Origin of the sequence: Kamptonema formosum PCC 6407 (assembly GCF_000332155.1) — a bacterium.
Lineage (GTDB): Bacteria > Cyanobacteriota > Cyanobacteriia > Cyanobacteriales > Microcoleaceae > Kamptonema > Kamptonema formosum.
In genome coordinates this window covers 1,104,284-1,105,594 of record NZ_KB235903.1, presented here as the reverse complement: position 1 = coordinate 1,105,594, position 1,311 = coordinate 1,104,284, and the positions used below count along the sequence as shown (strand labels likewise).

The 1,311-nt window shown below is 42.6% G+C and carries 2 protein-coding genes and 1 pseudogene; 1 reads left to right on the top strand and 2 read right to left on the bottom strand.

The features are described 5' to 3' along the window. On the top strand, positions 1-460 hold a 460-nt coding region (locus OSCIL6407_RS30490; protein ID WP_193789132.1), incomplete at its 5' end, for a WD40 domain-containing protein. A 51-nt stretch (positions 461-511) separates the two neighbouring features. Here the strand turns inward: OSCIL6407_RS30490 and OSCIL6407_RS0109830 are convergent. Then, entirely contained in the window at positions 512-733 is a 222-nt protein-coding gene (locus OSCIL6407_RS0109830) for a hypothetical protein (RefSeq protein WP_007353715.1), read from the bottom strand. A gap of 188 nt (positions 734-921) precedes the next feature. Further along, positions 922-1,311 (bottom strand): annotated as a pseudogene (locus OSCIL6407_RS0109825) (proton extrusion protein PcxA); the annotation flags it as partial.

Below are 1,311 nucleotides of genomic sequence, written 5' to 3'. Positions count from 1 at the left end.
CGGCGAGGTCAATTGGGTGACATTCAGCCCCGATGGCCGTACTATTGCCTTAGCCTCTGACGACAATACAGTAAAAATACGGACTGTGGACGGTCGCCTGTTGAGAACTCTAGAGGATCACAGCAATAAAGTTTCCAGAGTCAGTTTTAGCCCAAATGGTAGAGTTTTAGCCTCGTCTAGTTTTGACAATACTGTAAAACTTTGGAGTTTGGACGGTCGCTTATTGAAAACCCTCGCAGGCCATCGCGATCGCGTCTACGGCCTCAGTTGGAGTACCGACGGGAAAATGCTGGCATCGGGCAGTTGGGATGGAATGGTGAAACTTTGGGGCGTTGAAGAGATGACTCCGTTAGCTGTTAACAGTGAGATGAACGATCGCGTAGGAGAACTGGTAGGTCGAACTTGCGATCGCATCCACGACTATCTCAGGTACAACCTCCAAGACACCACCTGCAATTAAAAATTTGCTAATGGGTAAATGGTAATTGGCAAATCCCCTGCATCCATAAACTTAGGGATTACTGCTGTCGGGAACTGTTGAACTCAGCTTTGTTGCTAGCTCAAAGTTGGACATAGGTAACACTATTGGCCAGAAAAGCGGAACCAACATTAACGCCACCCAAGATGTGCAGTCAGTTTTGGCAGTTGTAGCATCGCTCCAAAAAGCTTCCAGCCACACGCTAAAAACTGCCAGGGCAATAATTAAATAGCAGACAAGTGCATTTTCTAGCATGGCAATCTACCTCTGGACTGATGTTGATTCTTTAATTATCTCACTATCAACAGGTTTTTGATACTTTTGAGTGATGCACATCACCAACTTGCAACGATATCGATCGCCCAAACACTTTCTATAAATTGCATTTTCATCCTACATAAGAGCCTCCTGCCTTCTGCCTCCTGCCTCCTGTTTCCTCCTGATTACTCATTCATATTTTTATACGTAGCCACCGCTGACGGCGAACTCCGATTCAAATATCGAAATATCCAATACTTGAAAACAGCATCTAAAATCACAGGAAAAGTGGCAATAAATAGAAAAATGAAATCTCTATTTTCTGGTACTCCTAGATGCTTAGATACATTTTCTAGAATCACTTCCCAGCCGTGAGGCGAGTGGAAACCCACAAAAATATCCGTAAACAAAATAATTATAAAAGCCTTAGCACTATCGCTGAGACCGTAAACCACATCATCCATAAAAGATTTTAAAATATCTATTTGTCTTTTGTTATTAATAATAATGCCAGCGAAAACACCGCAAGCTACGAGATCGGAAAAAACATTTTTAATAGCATTAGCACTTTCATT